The sequence below is a fragment of the Achromobacter piechaudii NBRC 102461 genome, from assembly GCF_001571245.1.
Taxonomy (GTDB): Bacteria; Pseudomonadota; Gammaproteobacteria; order Burkholderiales; family Burkholderiaceae_B; genus Achromobacter; species Achromobacter piechaudii.
In genome coordinates this window covers 201,817-218,445 of sequence record NZ_BCTK01000007.1, presented here as the reverse complement: position 1 = coordinate 218,445, position 16,629 = coordinate 201,817, and the positions used below count along the sequence as shown (strand labels likewise).

General features: G+C 65.7%; 14 protein-coding genes. 4 read left to right on the top strand and 10 right to left on the bottom strand.

Annotated features, from left to right (window positions below):
• The 4 genes from API01S_RS18765 to API01S_RS18750 form a co-directional block, all read right to left on the bottom strand.
• Nucleotides 1-1,275, bottom strand: coding sequence for an MdtA/MuxA family multidrug efflux RND transporter periplasmic adaptor subunit (locus API01S_RS18765; RefSeq protein WP_039882691.1), 1,275 nt, complete (start codon nucleotides 1,273-1,275; stop codon nucleotides 1-3).
• A 145-nt stretch (nucleotides 1,276-1,420) separates the two neighbouring features.
• Nucleotides 1,421-2,173, bottom strand: coding sequence for a cell division protein ZapD (gene zapD, locus API01S_RS18760; protein WP_050730580.1), 753 nt, complete (start codon nucleotides 2,171-2,173; stop codon nucleotides 1,421-1,423).
• 69 nt (nucleotides 2,174-2,242) lie between these two features.
• The gene (coaE, locus tag API01S_RS18755; RefSeq protein ID WP_061305879.1) at nucleotides 2,243-2,860 is read right to left on the bottom strand and encodes a dephospho-CoA kinase; all 618 of its coding nucleotides are present in this window, start codon (nucleotides 2,858-2,860) and stop codon (nucleotides 2,243-2,245) included.
• Between the two features lie 24 nt (nucleotides 2,861-2,884).
• Nucleotides 2,885-3,739 (bottom strand): prepilin peptidase, encoded by an 855-nt coding sequence (locus API01S_RS18750; protein ID WP_061305877.1) that lies wholly within the window; start codon nucleotides 3,737-3,739, stop codon nucleotides 2,885-2,887.
• Nucleotides 3,740-3,956: 217 nt separating this feature from the next.
• Between API01S_RS18750 and API01S_RS18745 the strand changes: the two genes are divergently transcribed.
• Nucleotides 3,957-4,721 (top strand): copper resistance protein NlpE N-terminal domain-containing protein, encoded by a 765-nt coding sequence (locus API01S_RS18745; protein ID WP_061305777.1) that lies wholly within the window; start codon nucleotides 3,957-3,959, stop codon nucleotides 4,719-4,721.
• Between the two features lie 158 nt (nucleotides 4,722-4,879).
• On the opposite strand, the gene API01S_RS29530 is transcribed toward API01S_RS18745, so the two are convergent.
• The 4 genes from API01S_RS29530 to API01S_RS18725 form a co-directional block, all read right to left on the bottom strand.
• A complete protein-coding gene (locus API01S_RS29530) occupies nucleotides 4,880-5,548 on the bottom strand; it encodes a response regulator transcription factor (protein ID WP_255221303.1) in 669 nt (222 codons plus the stop codon).
• 128 nt (nucleotides 5,549-5,676) lie between these two features.
• On the bottom strand, nucleotides 5,677-6,531 hold the full coding sequence (gene panC / locus API01S_RS18735) for a pantoate--beta-alanine ligase (RefSeq protein WP_006217172.1): 855 nt from the start codon (nucleotides 6,529-6,531) through the stop codon (nucleotides 5,677-5,679).
• A 36-nt stretch (nucleotides 6,532-6,567) separates the two neighbouring features.
• On the bottom strand, nucleotides 6,568-7,458 hold the full coding sequence (locus API01S_RS18730) for a segregation and condensation protein A (protein ID WP_039882690.1): 891 nt from the start codon (nucleotides 7,456-7,458) through the stop codon (nucleotides 6,568-6,570).
• Nucleotides 7,459-7,475: 17 nt separating this feature from the next.
• On the bottom strand, nucleotides 7,476-7,664 hold the full coding sequence (locus API01S_RS18725) for a DUF3460 family protein (protein ID WP_006217170.1): 189 nt from the start codon (nucleotides 7,662-7,664) through the stop codon (nucleotides 7,476-7,478).
• A gap of 99 nt (nucleotides 7,665-7,763) precedes the next feature.
• Between API01S_RS18725 and API01S_RS18720 the strand changes: the two genes are divergently transcribed.
• Nucleotides 7,764-9,218 (top strand): DHA2 family efflux MFS transporter permease subunit, encoded by a 1,455-nt coding sequence (locus API01S_RS18720; protein WP_039882686.1) that lies wholly within the window; start codon nucleotides 7,764-7,766, stop codon nucleotides 9,216-9,218.
• A complete protein-coding gene (gene glpK / locus API01S_RS18715; protein ID WP_061305776.1) occupies nucleotides 9,205-10,725 on the top strand; it encodes a glycerol kinase GlpK in 1,521 nt (506 codons plus the stop codon). The genes API01S_RS18720 and glpK overlap by 14 nt, the downstream gene beginning before the upstream one ends.
• An 86-nt stretch (nucleotides 10,726-10,811) precedes the next feature.
• Here glpK and API01S_RS18710 read toward each other — a convergent pair whose 3' ends face one another.
• On the bottom strand, nucleotides 10,812-14,423 hold the full coding sequence (locus API01S_RS18710; protein WP_061305774.1) for an indolepyruvate ferredoxin oxidoreductase family protein: 3,612 nt from the start codon (nucleotides 14,421-14,423) through the stop codon (nucleotides 10,812-10,814).
• Nucleotides 14,424-14,595: 172 nt separating this feature from the next.
• Here API01S_RS18710 and mutY point away from each other — a divergent pair, with 172 nt between their 5' ends.
• Complete coding sequence (gene mutY, locus API01S_RS18705; RefSeq protein WP_006217165.1) at nucleotides 14,596-15,675, top strand: A/G-specific adenine glycosylase; 1,080 nt, start codon at nucleotides 14,596-14,598, stop codon at nucleotides 15,673-15,675.
• 35 nt (nucleotides 15,676-15,710) lie between these two features.
• On the opposite strand, the gene API01S_RS18700 is transcribed toward mutY, so the two are convergent.
• Nucleotides 15,711-16,541 carry a helix-turn-helix transcriptional regulator gene (locus API01S_RS18700; RefSeq protein WP_050730573.1) on the bottom strand — a complete coding sequence of 277 codons (831 nt, stop codon included), beginning with the start codon at nucleotides 16,539-16,541 and terminating at the stop codon, nucleotides 15,711-15,713.
• Nucleotides 16,542-16,629 lie beyond the last annotated feature (88 nt).

Here is a 16,629-nt window from a genome sequence, read left to right as displayed (position 1 = left end):
TTATTTCGACGGCGGGGTCGTGCCGGCCGGCGCGCCCGCGCCCAGCGTCTTGTCGCGCGTGGCGGGAATAACGCCGGCTCCGCCCACGATTTCAACCTTGGCGCCGGCACGCAGGCGGTCGGTGCCTTCCGTGACGACGCGGTCGCCCGGTTGCAGCCCTTCGTTCACCGCGACCATGCCGTTGTTGATGGCGCCCAGCTTGACCTGGCGCACGGCGATGGTGTCGTCCGGCTGGACCAGGAAGACGAACGCGCCGGCCGAGCCTTGCTGGATGGCGGCGGTGGGAATGGCGGTGACGTCCTTGCGGGTCAGCACGTGCAGCCGCACATTGACGAACTGATTCGGAAAGAGCGCGTCGTCGGCGTTGTCGAATTTGGCCTTCAGCTTCAAGGTTCCGGTGGTGACGTCGATCTGGTTGTCCAGCGTTTCCAGCACGCCCGTGGCGATACGGCGGGTGTCGGCGCGGTCATAGGCGTCGACGGCCAGCGTCCGGCCAGCGGCGATTTCGGCGCGCACTTCGGGCAGTTGGGTTTCGGGCAGCGTGAAGACGACGGAAATCGGTTGGGTCTGGGTGATGACGACCAGCCCGTTGGCGTCGGCGCTGGACACAAGGTTGCCGCGGTCGACCTGGCGCAGGCCCAGCCGGCCGCTGATCGGTGCGGTGATGCGGGCGTAATCCAGCTGGAGCTTGGCGTTGTCCACATTGGCCTGGTCGCTCTTGACCGTGCCTTCGTACTGGCGCACCAGCGCGGCCTGGGTGTCGACCTGCTGCTTGGCGATGGAGTCCTGCTTGAAGAGCGCCTGGTAGCGTTGCAGGTCGCGCCGCGCGTTTTCGAGCTGGGCCAGGTTCTGCATCTGCGTGCCGCGCGCCTGATCCAGCGCGACCTGGAACGCGCGCGGATCCACTTGCGCCAACAGGTCACCGGCCTTGACCTGCTGGCCTTCCTGAAACGCCACCTCGACCAGTTCGCCGCTGACGCGGCTGCGCACCGTGACCGTGTTGTACGCGGTGACGGTGCCCAGGGACTTGAGGTAGATGTCGATGTCCTGCTTGGTGGCGGTAGCAATGCGCACCGGCACGGGCAGGTTGGCCATCGCCGCCGCCGGCGGCCGGCCGCCTCCGGAGCCTCGCGCCCCGCCCGGCCCCCCCTGCTTGGCGGAGGGCCGCAGCACCAGCCAGGCGAGTCCGGCAACCACTAGCAACACCACGGCCAATCCGACAACGCGGCGGCGGGTCCAGCGGGACGGTGGGGAAACAGGACGACTTTCGGACATGGAAACGGTTCCGGCACTGATGCAGAAAGCCGTATTGTCTACTAGTCAGTCCCGATTTCACGCATTGCGCGCGCCAGTTGAAACTGGCCGCAACAGGAATCGGTCCAGGAAGCCGTGCCGGGAGGGAAAGCGCCAGACAGTCGGACTACGAGCTGCACAAGGTCATCTGGAAACCGACGTCGCGCGCCACCTGCTGCGGCTTGAATTCGCCGTCCTGGGTGGAAAAACGTATCCAGATCATGTACTTATTGGCGCTGATCTCGGGAAACACGCCCTGCTCGGGGTCGACCCAGACGCGCAACAACTGAAACTGCTTGCCGCCCAGCATCTGCTGGTACGCGCCCTGCTCGGCCACGATGTCGGTCTTGCGCCCGGATTCGCGCAGCAGGCGCAACGCCAGGGTCAGCCCCTCGTACAGAGCCAGGAAAGGAGTGATCCAGGCCTGCAAGTCTGCAAGCCGGGCGGCTTCGGATTTGTTCTGCCATGCAAAGTACGAAGGCATGTCCACTTGCGTGGCGCTGCCCGGCACGGACAGGCGTCCGCGCAAGCTGGTCAACCATTCGTTTTCACGCAGCGACTGGCCGGTCTTGCCAGGCGCGGCCAATGCCGTTGTGACTCTTTCGAGTTCGCGCAGCATGGTTTCCAGTGCATCCTGCGCCACGCCGGGATGATCGCGCAGACCCACAAGCGCCACGCGCTGGCGCTCCAGATCCTGCAACACGGCGCCCTTCACGTCGGTGCGTTCGCACGCGTCGAGCAAATCGAAAAGAGAAGTAACGGCGACCTGATGTTGGCGTGAGTCCCCTGCCTGGGCAAAGAAGAAAAGCCTGTCGAACAGGTATTCCAATCGCAGGTAAGCGCGGATGCGCTCATTGAAGGGGTATTCGTAAACAATCACGCTTTTTTACAGGCCCATCAGTAGTCGGCCAGCCGGCCGGAATGGAAGGGGTGCCGGCCAAGCATGCACTTAGCGGCCCGTTGTGGTCGCCAGCGCAAGCCAGCGGTCATGCAAGGTCTTTGCCTGCGCGCGCAACTGCTCTGGCGAGGTGGCACCGTCATTCGTGATGACGTCGTCGGCCATGTCCAGGCGAGTTTGCCGCGCAGCCTGTGCCGCCATAATACGCCTGATGGCGGGCTCCGTCAGCCCGCTGCGAGCCTGCACCCGAGCCACCTGTGTATCGGGGTCGCAGTCGACCACGCAGATGCGATCCACGCGGCTACGCCATCGCGCCAGGGACTCCACCAAAAGCGGCACGACGAAGACCAGATACGATCCGCGCGCGGCCTCAGCCTGGCGCAGCGTCTCTTCGGTGATGATGGGATGCAGCACGGCTTCAAGCCGCCGCCGTGCTGCGGGATCCGAGAACGCGCGCTCGCGCATCCATTCCCGGTTGAGCGCGCCATCGGCCGTCAACGCGCTTGGGCCGAATTCCGCTTCTATCGCGGGCATGGCGGCGCCACCGGGCGCCGTCAATGCACGCGCGATTTCGTCGGTGTCGACCAGGGTCGCGCCCCACTCTTGCAGCATGTCGGCCACGCGGGTCTTGCCCGATCCGATGCCGCCCGTCAGCCCAATCTTGAACATGATGTCCATCCTTCGTCGCCCGGCCTACGCCGAACGCATCAACAGCAACAAACCCGCGTCGCCACCCAGCAGCAACATCACGATACCGGCCAGCGCCAGGTAAGGACCGAAAGGCAGCGGCTGACCGCGACCGGCGCGGCCGCTGAGGGTCAGCGCGCCGCCGATCAGCACCCCCACCAGCGAGGCCCCAAGCAGCAACATCGGCAGGGACTCCGCGCCAAACCAGGCGCCCAGCGCGGCCAGAAGCTTGAAGTCGCCATACCCCATGCCCTCGCGTCCCGTCAGCAGGCGGAACACGTGGAAGATAACCCACAGGAATACGTAGCCCGCCACCGCACCGATCACCGCCAGGGGCAAGGTGGTGAAGGTGCCGAACAGGTTGACCAGCAGCCCTGCCCACACCAGCGGCTGAGTCAGCACGTCGGGCAGCAGCGTGGTTTCGAAATCGATCCAGCCCAAGGCAATCAACATGGCCGACAGGCCCATCGCGCACAAGGCGACGGGCGTTGCACCGTAGCGCCAGGCACAGGCCGCGAACAATACGCAGGTCAATAGTTCTATGGCCGGGTAGCGCCACGCGATGGCTGCATTGCATACGCCGCATCGGCCACGCAGCAACAGCCAGCCGATCAAGGGCAGGCGGCGCCAGCCTTGCACGGGCGCTTCGCAGGCCGGGCAATGCGACGCGGGTCGGAACAGGCCGTCGGGGCTATCGGGCCGCGCGCGGCCAACGGCATCCAGGCACTGCGCCTGCCACTCGCGTTCCATCATGCGGGGTAGCCGATAGGTCAGCACCGTCAGCCAATTGCCGACGAACAAACCCGCAAGTGCGGCCAATGCAATGAAGGCGGCCAACGGCATGTCGAAAGCGTGATGCATGACGTTCATTCCCAGGCCCTATGAACCCAGGCCTCACGAACGCGCGCGTCCGATTCCACGCCAGGGCCATCGGCCAAAAGGCGGGCGGCGAAACGGCGACCGTGTCGTTTATTGTGCATAAAGTGCTGACTACACCCAAGAGTGTCTAAGGGAACGTATCGAATCTTCGCATAAGTGCGTAAAATCGGAGACAGACTCAATTCACGGATAAGCTGCCATGACCGCCCGCGCCGATATCGTTACCCGATCCCGCAAACTCAGCGTCATGGGGCTGCTTCTGGCTGGTGCTGCACTGGGCGCCGCAGGCTGCGCCCAGCAGAAAACCGAAGGCTATTACGACCCCCCGACTGAAAGCACGGTGACCGATGCCCAATACCAGGGTTCGGGCGCTGGCTACCGCAGCGTCATCCGCGCGCCGTCGCAAGTGCAGATCGCCTTGAAGCCCGACGCCCGCAAACCGCAGAACCAAGCCGCGCAAGCCGCAGGTGGCCAGACCACCGAAGACGGCCAGCCCGTGCCCGAAGGCGCCGACCACTCCGCCGCCGCAGCAGCACCCGCTTCCACCCCCGCTCCCGCGCCCAATGCCGCCGCGCACAGCCTCGTGCCGCAGCCGCAAACCTATATGGGCACGCTGCCGTGTTTCTCGCCCGCCATGCAATGCACGGCGCAGCGCGTCACGCTGACGCTGGCGCCCAACGGCCGCTGGCGTGGCCGCACGGCTTATCTGGACAACGACCCGAACAAGGGCCCTGCCGTTACCGAGCAAGGCTGCTGGGACGCCACCGACGAACGCCCGCCGCGCGTCATCATGATGGATGCCCAAGGCAATGTCCGCGCTGAATTCATCGTGGCGGCCAACAACGTGCTGCGCGTGCGTTCCATTGCCGGCCAGACGCCCAACCTGAACTACAACCTGACCCGCCAGCCTGACCCGGACCCCATCGACGAACTGGCCAAGGCCTCTGCGCCCAAGTGCCCGTAAGCGGCACATAGCGTCGGCGCCAGGATACTGGCGCTGGACGCTGCCCTGCCACAGCTTGCAGGGCTGACCCGCACCACCGCGCTACCGAATCCCGCCGGGCCTGACGAACATATTGTTTGTCAGGCCCGGCGTTTTTTTGCCTGGGCCACACGCGCGGGTTAGTCGTTGATGGCATTGGAGATATCTGAGGCATCCAAGGCATCGGGGTTATCCGTGGCATGGGAAACATCCAAGGTATCTGAAGCATCCGGGATATCGGATACCTCAGTCGCGGCCTGCACACCCCGTGAATCAGCATGCCCCTCATCCGGCACATCCGGCGTATCGGGAGCGCCTCCGTATTCCAGCCCTGGCTCATGCAGCACCCTTCCGGTCCCTGCGGACTCAAACAGCACCGCTGGATAAGCCGGCGATGCGGCCGGCAAGGGGCCGACCGAGTCGATAGGGGAACAGCCCAGCGGCGACGGGTCAATTGGAAAATCGGCGTGCAGCGCAGCGCCTGCCAGCGCTTGCCTATCAGCGGCAACACCGCCCTGGCGAACAGGCGCCGCCACCTGCCCCACGTCGTTTCTCTTCGCGGCCTCAAGAAGAGGCGATGCACCAGAGCGGCCGTGGGCGCAAAGGCGGCAAGCCAGCTGCATGGCGTTGCGCGTTTCGAGCTTGGCGAAGATACGGGCGCGGTGGGCCTCGGCGGTACGCAGCGAGATGCCAAGGTCGATGGCAATGACCTTGTTCGGCCGCCCGGCAGCCACATAGTCGACGATCTGCCGTTCGCGGGGCGTCAAAGCGGCAAGCGCCGTATCAAGGTCGGGGCGGGGAACGCGCATGGGGCGACTCTTTTTTGCAATGTAGGATTACAAGAAGTCTGCCCGGCCGTACTCGACGGCGAAAGCTGGCAATTCTGTCAGGGGTCGGGACGCCGCAAAAACGCGTCGCCCGCCCTTGTCACAACGAATCAGACCGAGTAGGCCAATTCCAGATTGTCGATCAGCCGGGTCGCGCCCAGCTTGGCGGCAGCCAGCACCACGACGGGTTCGCCGGCTTGCAGGTCGGCGGCCTCGGGCCGCTTGAGATCGCGCTGGCGGCGCAGGGCCACATAGTCCACCTTCCAGCCGCGCTGGGCCAGGGTATCGATGGCGTCGCGTTCCAGGGCCTCGGCATTGCGCTCGCCCTGGGCAAGGCGCTGTCCGATATTTTGCAGCGCGGCGTACAGCGCGGGGGCTTCGGCGCGTTCGTCGGCCGTCAGGTAGCGATTGCGCGAAGACAGCGCCAGGCCGTCATCGGCACGCACCGTTTCATGGGCCAGGACTTCGACAGGCAGCTGGAACTGGCGGCACATATTGCGCACCACCATCAGCTGTTGGTAGTCCTTCTTGCCGAAGACCGCCACGCGCGGCTGCACGCAAGAGAACAGCTTGAGCACCACCGTGCTGACGCCCTCGAAAAAGCCGGGGCGGAATTCGCCTTCCAGGATGTCGCCCAGATCGTCGGGCGGCTGCACGCGGAAGTTCTGCGGCTCGGGATACATCTCGCGCTCATTCGGCGCGAACAGCACGTAGACGTCGCGCGCCTGCTCCAGCTTTTCAATGTCGGCGGCCAGCGTGCGCGGATACTGGTCGAAGTCCTCGTTGGGCCCGAACTGCAAGCGGTTCACGAAGATGCTGGCCACCACGGGGTCGCCGTGCTGACGCGCCAGCTTCATCAAGGACAGATGGCCTTCGTGCAGATTGCCCATCGTGGGCACGAACGACACGCGGTTCTGGCCGCGCAGGTGATCGCGCAATTCCTGGATGGTGTGTACGACTTTCAAGGGGACTCTCCGGGGTTGGGGGCAGCCCGGTCAGGATCAGGCCGCGACCGCCGCCACGCTGGTATAAGCCAGGCGGACATAGATGGGCGCGTATGGCTCGGCCTGCGTGATCTCCAGCAGGGATTCGCGGGCCAGCTCAAGCATGGCGATGAAGTGCACGACGACGACCGCGGCCGGGGCGCCCTCGCGGACGCGCTCCATGAACAGGTCGCCAAATTCCATGAAGCGCACATCGTTCAGGCGCCGCAGGATATGCGTCATGTGATCGCGCACCGACAATTGTTCGCGCGTGATGTGATGGTGCTGGTTCAGCTTGGCCCGCTTCATGATGTCGGCCCAGGCCTGGCGCAGATCATCGACGCTGACCTCGGGCATCATGCGCTCGACGCTCAGGTCGGCCACGGCCTGGCTGCTGACGAAGTCGCGGCCCAGCTGCGGCAGCTTGTCCAGCTTCTGCGCGGCCAGCTTCATCTGCTCGTATTCAAGCAGGCGGCGCACAAGTTCGGCGCGCGGGTCTTCGGGTTCTTCGCCGGTATCGGTCTTCCTGACCGGCAGCAGCATGCGCGACTTGATTTCAATCAGCATGGCCGCCATCAGCAGATATTCGGCGGCCAGCTCAAGATTGGTGATGCGGATCTGGTCCACATAGGACAGATATTGCCGCGTGACATCCGCCATCGGGATGTCCAGAACGTTGAAGTTCTGCTTGCGGATCAGGTAGAGCAACAGGTCCAGCGGCCCTTCGAATGCCTCAAGAAACACTTCCAGCGCGTCCGGCGGAATGTACAGATCCGTCGGCATCTGGAACAGCGGCTCGCCGTACAGGCGCGCGAACGCCACGCTGTCGACGGTGTCTGGCGTGCTGTCCACAGGCGGTTCCACTAGCTTGGCAAGCGCCTCGCCAGGAACTGAAGGGTTACGGGACATGTCTGCCGCAACGGGATTCAGTCTGCCGAATACACGTAGGGTTTCTGCGGGACGCGGGCTGCACGGAAGCCTTCGAGCACTTCCGGATCTTGCGGCTTGTCCCAAAGACGGGCGCGGCCTTCACGCTGGCGTTCTTCCGTGCCAGGGTGCGACTTCTTGAAGTCTTTCAGGAAAAGGGTGATCTCGGATTCGTAGTTGGTCGCCATGACGCCAATTTCAGTAGGTTGCAGATGACGGGAGTTTACTTCACGCGGCGCGGATTCCACGGCGTTACAATCGTCAGGCTTCCAACGCCCCCTCCCGCCATGTCAGCCGAATCCGCAGCCGCAGCCAATCCCGCTCCGCCCTCAACCCCGGATGCGGTGCGCGCGGCGCGCATGATCCCGTTCATCGTGGGGTGTGCGCTCTTCATGCAGATGCTGGACGCCACCGTCGTGGCCACCGCCCTGCCCGCCATGGCACGGGCGCTGGGTTCCACGCCCGTGCGTTTGAACGTGGCGATCACGTCCTACCTGCTTTCCGTGGCCGTGTTTGTGCCTGTCAGCGGCTGGGCGGCCGACCGCTACGGCGCGCGCCGCGTGTTCGTGGCCGCCATCGGGCTGTTCACCCTGAGTTCCGTGGCCTGCGCCATCTCGCAGGACCTGCCCCAGCTGGTGGTGGCCCGCGTCGTCCAGGGGATGGCGGGCGCAATGATGGTGCCGGTGGGCCGCATCATCCTGCTGCGCACCGTGCCCAAGCAGGATCTGCTCAAAGCCATGTCATTCCTGTCCATCCCGGCGCTGCTCGGCCCGGTGATCGGGCCGCCGCTGGGCGGCTTCATGGTCACCTACATGTCGTGGCACTGGATTTTCCTCATAAACATCCCCATCGGCGTGCTGGGCATTGCGCTGGTGCTGCGCTATGTGGCTGAAATCAAGGAAGAATCCGCGCCGCGGCTGGACTGGCTGGGGTTCTTGCTCAGTGCGGTCTGCCTGGCGGCGCTGGTCAGCGGCTTTGAAGCCATCGGCCGCGACGTCATGCCCTTGCCGATGCTGCTGGGCCTGATCGCGGTGGGCGCGGCCTGCGGTTTTCTGTACGCCTGGCACGCCCGGCGCATCGCGCACCCCATCATCGATCTGTCCCTGATGCGGATCCCGACCTTCGCCATCTCGACGCTGGGCGGCAATCTTTGCCGCTTCGCCGTGGGCGCCACGCCCTTCCTGTTGGCCATGCTGTTGCAGGTGGGCTTTGGCCTGTCTCCGTTTTCGGCGGGCTTGATCACGTTCGCCAGCGCCGCCGGCGCGCTCTTGATGAAATTCGTCGCCACGCCCATCGTCCGGCACTTCGGCTTTCGCCGCGTGCTGACGGTGAACGCTCTGCTGACCGGTGTGTTCATCATGGTCTGCGCCACCTTCACGCCGACCACGCCCGTGTGGCTGATGATCGCCATTTTGCTCGTGGGCGGCTTCTTCAGATCGCTGCAATTCACCGGGGTAAATACGCTAACCTATGCCGACATTCCCCCCTCGCAGATGAGCCGCGCCAGCAGCTTTGCCGCGATGGCGCAGCAACTGGGGATCAGCCTGGGCGTAGGCGTGGCCGCGGTGACGCTGAACGTCAGCATGTCACTGCGCGGCGCCGAGACGCTGGCCGTCAGCGACGTGGTCGCCGGCTTTATCGTCATCGGCCTGATGTGCATGGCCTCGACCCTTTCTTTTAGACGCCTTGAGCCGCAGGCCGGGGCACACCTGAACGGCGCCAAACAAAGTGACGACGAATGAATTTGTTCTAGCCCTGGACCAGGGCACGACCAGCTCCCGGGCCATCGTATTCGACCGCGAAGGCGTGGTGCGCGGCGTCGGCCAGCGTGAATTCCGCCAGCACTATCCCCGGCCGGGCTGGGTCGAACACGACGCCGGCGAAATCTGGCACAGCCAATTGGACGTAGCGCGCGAAGCCTTGCGCAACGCCGGCACCACCGCCGCCGACGTGGCCGCCATCGGCATCACCAACCAGCGCGAGACCACGCTGATCTGGGAACGCGCGACCGGCCGCCCGTTGGCGCGCGCCATTGTCTGGCAGGACCGCCGCACCGCACCGATGTGCGACCAGCTGCGCCAGGACGGGCATGCCGACTTCCTGCAATCGCGCACGGGCCTGGTGCTGGACGCCTATTTCTCGGGCACCAAGCTTGCCTGGCTGCTGGACCACGTGCCCGGCGCGCGCAAGATGGCCGAACGCGGTGAACTGGCCTTTGGCACGGTCGACAGCTGGCTGATCTGGCAACTGACCGGCGGGGCCGTGCACAGCACGGATTGCAGCAACGCGTCGCGCACCATGCTGTTCGACCTGCACACGCAGGACTGGAACGACGACATCCTGGCGCTGCTGAATATTCCGCGCAGCGTGCTGCCCAAGATCGCGCCCAGCAGCGCGGTGGTGGGCGATGCCCTGCCCGAATGGCTGGGCGGCTCGATTCCCATCGCGGGCGTGGCCGGCGACCAGCAGGCCGCCACGTTCGGCCAGGCCTGCTTTACCCCCGGCATGGCGAAGAACACCTACGGCACCGGCTGCTTCATGCTGATGAACGTGGGCGACCAGCCGGTGCAATCCAAGAATCACCTGCTATCGACCGTAGGCTGGGGCCTGCCGCAAGCGGGCACCGACAGTTGGAAGCCCACCTACATGCTTGAAGGCGGCGTCTTCGTGGCGGGCGCGGCGGTCCAATGGCTGCGCGACGGGCTGGGCATCATCCAGCGCTCGGAAGAAATCGAGTCGCTTGCCGCCAGCGTGTCGGATACCGATGACGTCTTCATGGTGCCGGCATTTGCCGGCCTGGGCGCGCCGCACTGGGATCCCTACGCGCGCGGCACCCTCGTGGGCCTGACGCGCGGCACCACCCGCGCGCACATCGCCCGCGCCACGCTGGAATCCATCGCGCTGCAAAGCGCCGAATTGCTGACCTGCATGAACGGCGACAGCGGCATTGCGCTGACCGAACTACGCGTTGACGGCGGCGCCGCCCGCAACGACCTCTTGATGCAGATGCAGGCCGACCTGCTTGGAGTACCGGTCGTGCGTCCGCGCGTGCCCGAGTCCACCGCATTGGGCGCGGCCGGACTGGCAGGATTGGCGGTGGGCTTCTGGAGCGGCCTGGATGAGTTTGCATCGAAGTGGCAGGCCGAACGCACGTTCGAGCCCGCCTGGCCGCAAGCCGTGCGCGACGCAAGAATGAAGCGCTGGCGCCAGGCAGTTGAATTGTCCAAAGGCTGGAGCGCGGGCGGCTGATGCGCCACGCGGCGCCGCGAGCCGCGCCGCCGCTTTCCTGGCATTGAGACGGGAGTGCCTGGCGTCTTTCCCGCTCTCGCCCCCCATCAAGCCGCGCGCACCCCGATCGCCACCACGCGCGCGCTGAACTCCTTCAGTAATTCCTCCCGGGTGGCCGCCGCCCGCTCCAGCGCCGCTTCCTTCACATGGCCATATCCCCGGATCTCTTCCGGCACGCTGGCCAAAGCCACTGCACGATCCAGATTCCCGCGATTCAATTTCGCCAGGATGGCCGTCATCGTCTCGCGGTACTCCTGGATCAGCGCGCGCTCGGCGCGTCGTTCCGCCGTGTAGCCAAACACATCCAAACGGGTTCCCCGCAGCCGCCGCAGCTTCGCCAGCAGTCCGAACGCCTTGAGCATGCCCGGCCCATAACTGCGCTTGATGAGCCGACCCTCTTTGTCGCGCCGCGCGAACAGCGGCGGCGCCAGATGGAAGTGCAGCTTCCAGTCGCCTTCGAACTGAGCGCTGACCTGCTTGACGAACGCGCCATCCGAATACAGCCGCGCCACTTCGTATTCGTCCTTGTAGGCCATCAGCTTGAAGTAATAGCGCGCCACCGCCAGAGCCAGGCGCTGCGTGCCGGTGGCTTCGTGTTCCGCGCGCGCCACCTTATCCACCAGATCCGTGTATTGACGCGCGTAGGCCGCGTCTTGGTACTCGGTCAGGAATGCCTTGCGCACCGCCACCACCTGCGTCAGCTCGCCCGCGGGCTTTTTCAGCTCGGTCACTGGCGCGGCGCTGCGCGGGCGCTTGATCTCGATGATGTCTTGCGGCGGCGCCACGGGCATGCCGCCGTTGGCCATCAGCTGCATCACGCCAGCCGGGTCATGCGCCGCGCGCCGTCCCCAGCCGAACGCCGCGATATTGTTGGCAACCTGCTGGCCATTCAATTCAATCGCGCGCAGCAGCGCTTCGCGCGACAGCGGCAGCCAACCCTTCTGATAGGCGTACCCCATCATCAGGGGGTTCGAATAGATGGCGTCGCCCAGCAACGCCAGCGCCATCGCGGCCGCATCCACCGCGTACAGGTGCTCTTTGCCGCATGCGGCTTGCAGGTCGGCCGTGAGGTCCGCACCCGGCAAGGTCCAGTCCGGGTTCGCCACGAAAGCCGCCGTGGGCGCGGTGTCGCTGTTCAACAGCACTCGCGTGCGGCCCGGGCGCACACGCGCCATGCTGTCAGCGCTGGTCGCCACGACAAGGTCGCCCGCCAACAGCAGATCGGCCTCGCCCATCGCCACGCGCGTGTTCAGCAGATGCTCGGGCGATTCGGCCAACACCACGTGCGAATAGACCGCGCCGCCTTTCTGCGCCAGGCCCGCCATGTCCAGCACCGAACAGCCCTTGCCCTCCAGGTGCGCGGCCATGCCCAGCAGTTGCCCGATCGTCACCACGCCCGTGCCGCCCACGCCGGCAATGAAGACGCCATAGGGCTGGTCCGTCGCGAGCGTGCGCGGCGGCGGCACGCCCTCGTCCGCCGCGCCTTCCTGCGACAGGGCCTGCGGCTTTTTCAACCGCCCCCCTTCCACCGTCACGAAGCTGGGGCAAAAGCCCTTCAAACAGGAAAAGTCTTTATTGCAGCTGGATTGGTTGATCTTGCGCTTGCGGCCGAACTCCGTTTCCAGCGGTTCCACCGACAGGCAGTGCGACGCCTTGGAGCAGTCGCCGCAGCCTTCGCAGACGCGTTCGTTGATGACGACCCGGCGCGCGGGATCGGGATACGCGGCACGCTTGCGGCGACGGCGCTTCTCGGTGGCGCAGGTCTGGTCATAGATCAGCACCGACACGCCCGGATGTTCGCGCAGATCGCGCATGACGGCGTCCAGCTGATCGCGGTGCAGGACGGGCACATTCGGCGCCAGGCCGGACACGCTTTTGTATTTGTCGGGCTCGTCCGTCACCACGACGATCTTGTCGATGCCCTCGGCCGCCATCTGCCGCGAAATCATCGGCACGCTGATGGGGCCGTCCACCGGCTGCCCGCCCGTCATGGCGACCGCGTCGTTGAACAGGATCTTGTACGTGATGGGCACCTTGGCGGCGACCGCCGCGCGGATCGCCAACAGGCCCGAATGGAAATACGTGCCGTCGCCCAGGTTGGCGAACACGTGCTTCTCTTCGGTGAAGGGCGCCTGCCCGATCCAGGGCACGCCCTCGCCGCCCATCTGCGTGTAGACCTCGGTGTTGCGATCCATCCACCGCACCATGTAATGGCAGCCGATGCCCGCCATGCCGCGCGAACCTTCCGGCAGCCGGGTCGACGTGTTGTGCGGACAGCCCGAACAGAACCACGGCTTGCGCTCCTCAACCACGCGCGGCCGCGCCAGCGCCGCTTCGCGCTCGCGGATGAATTGCAGACGCACCTCGATGCCGGCGCGCACGTCATCGGGCAAGGCAAAGCGCAACAGCCGCGCGGCGATGGCGCGGGCCACCATCGCCGGTGAAAATTCGTAATGCGCCGGCAACAGCCAATTGCCTTGCGGCACCGACCATTCGCCGCCGTCCTTGTCGTCGAACTTGCCGACCACGCGGGGAATCTTCTTGCCGCTGCCGATCCAGCTGAACAACTCTTCCTTGAGCTGGTACTCCAGCACCTGGCGCTTTTCCTCGACCACCAGGATCTCGTCCAGCCCTTCGGCGAACTGCTGCATGCCGGTGGACTCCAGCGGCCACACCATGCCCACCTTGTACAGTCGCAGGCCGATGCGCTGGCACACCATCTCGGTCAAGCCCAGGTCCGACAGCGCCTGGCGCGTGTCCAGGTAGGCCTTGCCGGACGTCATGATGCCAAAGCGCGCATCGCGCTGCGGCACGTGCCAAAGCTCTCGGTTCAGCTTGTTGGCGCGCGCATAGGCCAAGGCCGCGTACAGCTTGTAGTCCAGCAGCCGCGCCTCTTGTTGCAACGGCGTGTCGGGCACGCGGATGTTCAGGCCATCCGGCGGCAGGATGAAATCTTCCGGCAACTGGATCCGCACGCGCTGCGGGTCCACGTCCACCGAGGCCGACACTTCGACGATGTCGGTAATGCACTTCATGCCCACCCACACGCCGGCATAGCGGCTCATCGCCCAGCCATGCAGGCCATAGTCCAGCACTTCCTGCACGCTGGACGGAAACAGCGCCGGAATCATGCAGGCTTTCAGGATGTGATCGCTTTGATGCGGCAAGGTGGAAGACTTGGCCGGGTGGTCGTCGCCCGCCACCACCAGCACGCCGCCATGGCGCGAGGTGCCGGCCGCGTTCGCGTGCTTGAAGACGTCGCCGCAGCGGTCCACGCCGGGCCCTTTGCCGTACCACATGCCGAACACGCCGTCGTATTTCGCGCCGGGGAAAAGATTGACCTGCTGCGATCCCCAGACCGCCGTGGCGGCAAGGTCTTCGTTGATGCCAGGCTGGAATTCAACGTGGTGCGCCTTCAGGTGCTTGGCCGCCTTCCACATGTTCTGGTCCACGCCGCCCAGCGGCGAGCCCCGGTAGCCGGACACGAAACCGGCCGTGTTCAGCCCGGCCTGCGCATCGCGCACGCGCTGCATCATGGGCAGCCGCACCAGGGCATGGATGCCGCTCATCCAGGCACGGCCGGATTGCAGCGTGTATTTGTCGTCGAGTAGGACCGTTTCAAGCGCCGCGCGCAACGCGGGAGTCAAGGGGGCATTCATGACCGCTCCAAAATCCTGGATGCCCCTCCAGCTTCGCGCGCCGCCTCGCTTGACGGTCACGCGGGCCAACAAGGGCCGTGAAAGTGAGGTCGTGGCGCGTGTGCGCTGTAGTGCCGATAGTTGTAACCGGTCGCCCCCACCCCGGCAATAGGGCGATGCGATAATTGCCGCCATGGACTTCGCCCCTCGAATCGTCGCCTGGCAACGCCAGCACGGCCGCCACGATCTGCCCTGGCAAAACACGCGTGACCCTTATCGGATCTGGCTATCCGAGATCATGTTGCAGCAAACGCAAGTAGCCACCGTGATTCCCTATTACGAACGCTTTCTTGAACGCTTCCCGGACGTCGCCGCGCTGGCTGCGGCCAGCCAGGAAGACGTCATGCCGTACTGGGCGGGACTGGGCTACTACGCCCGCGCGCGCAACCTGCATCGCTGCGCCGTGCAGATCGCACAGGATTGGAACGGGCGCTTTCCGCCGACGGCAGAGGCCATCGCCACCTTGCCCGGCATCGGCCGGTCCACCGCCGCCGCCATCGCCGCGTTCGCCTATGGCGAGCGCTCGCCCATTCTGGACGGCAACGTCAAGCGCGTCTTCACGCGCCACTTCGGCATTGCCGGCGACCCTGCCAAGCGCGAAGTCGAAACGCGGCTATGGGCATTGGCCGACGCCCAGGTCGACGCCGCACCCGGCCTGGACATGGCGGCCTACACGCAAGGCCTGATGGATCTGGGCGCCACGCTATGCACGCGCGGCAAGCCCGCGTGCGAGCGCTGCCCGATGGCCGACACCTGCGTCGCGCGCCGCGAAGGCCGCCAGGCCGAACTGCCCACGCCCAAGGTGCGCCGCGCCATCCCCGAACGCGAGACCTGTATGTTGGTGTTGCAGCATCAGGGCGCGTTCCTGTTGCAGCAGCGGCCCGAACCCGGCATCTGGGGCGGGCTCTGGAGCCTGCCCGAATTCGACGTGGCGGGCGATCCCGACGCCGCCTCGCGCGCGCTGGGCCTGGAACCGGAACAGCGCTTTGAACTGGCCGCCTTCGCCCATACTTTCACCCACTACCGCCTGCACATCCGCCCCTGGCTGGTGCCGGTGCGCGCCGCCAGCCTGCGCGAATCGTCCGTGCCCGAACGCTGGGTGCCCGCCGACAAGCTGGCGTCGATGGCCCTGCCCGCGCCGGTCAAGAAGCTCTTGCAGGGGCTGGTCGATGCCGGCATGCAGGACAGCCTGTTCTCTACCGTGAAGGCCTGAGCCCCAGGGCGCGACAACGGGCCGGCGGTCGCGCGCTACGCGTCTTCGGGCGCCGACCCGCTCAACAGCATCACCAGCTTCAGGTCGGGATGCGTGGCCAGCCGGAACGTGATCTGCTGAAACGCCAGCCTGCCGTCGCGCGGATGCTGGAATTCCCGCAAGCCGCCTTCGCGTTCAACTACCGCGTGACGCGTCCACCAATGCGCAAACACCGGGCTTTGGCGATTCAGCGTGTCCAGCAGGGTCAGCACGCCCGACTCGTCCAGATGCGCGCCCGCATCGGCGCGGAATTCCGCCACCACACGGCGCGCGCGCTGGTCCCAATCGACCACCAGTTCGCGCGCGGCCGGGTCCAGGAAGATGTAGCGCAACAGGTTGGGCTCGGGATCGCGCTCGGGCCAGTTGTCGAACAAGTCGCGCAGCGGCGCGTTATAGGCCAGCACGTTCCACGCGCGGTCCAGCACATAGGCCGGCGCGTTGATGGCGTCCACGCATTCCTGCAAGGGGCCGGGGGCAGCGCCCGCGTCGTCACGAGCGTGATGAGGGTCGGCGCAGTCGGCCAGGTCGAACAGGTAGGCGCGTTCGGCCCGCGCCAGTTGCAGCACGCCCGCGATGCGCGACCACACGGCGGGCGACACCGAGACCTCCCGCCCCTGCTCGATCCACGTGTACCAGGTGACGCTGATGCCGCACAGCTGCGCCACTTCTTCGCGCCGCAGGCCCGGCGTGCGGCGGCGCATGCCTTCGGGCAGACCCGCCATGCGCGGCGTGATGCGTGAACGCGCGCTGCGCACGAATTCGCCCAGCGCCTGACGGCGCAAGGGCGATCCTTCTTGATGGGCCGCGCTATGGGGGGAAGTAGTCATACCAGGATAAGCAATGGGCTTGTACGTGTATAAAGTCCGGCCTATCTTAGCGCCTGCAACTGACACTCACCCAACGCCCACCAAGGAT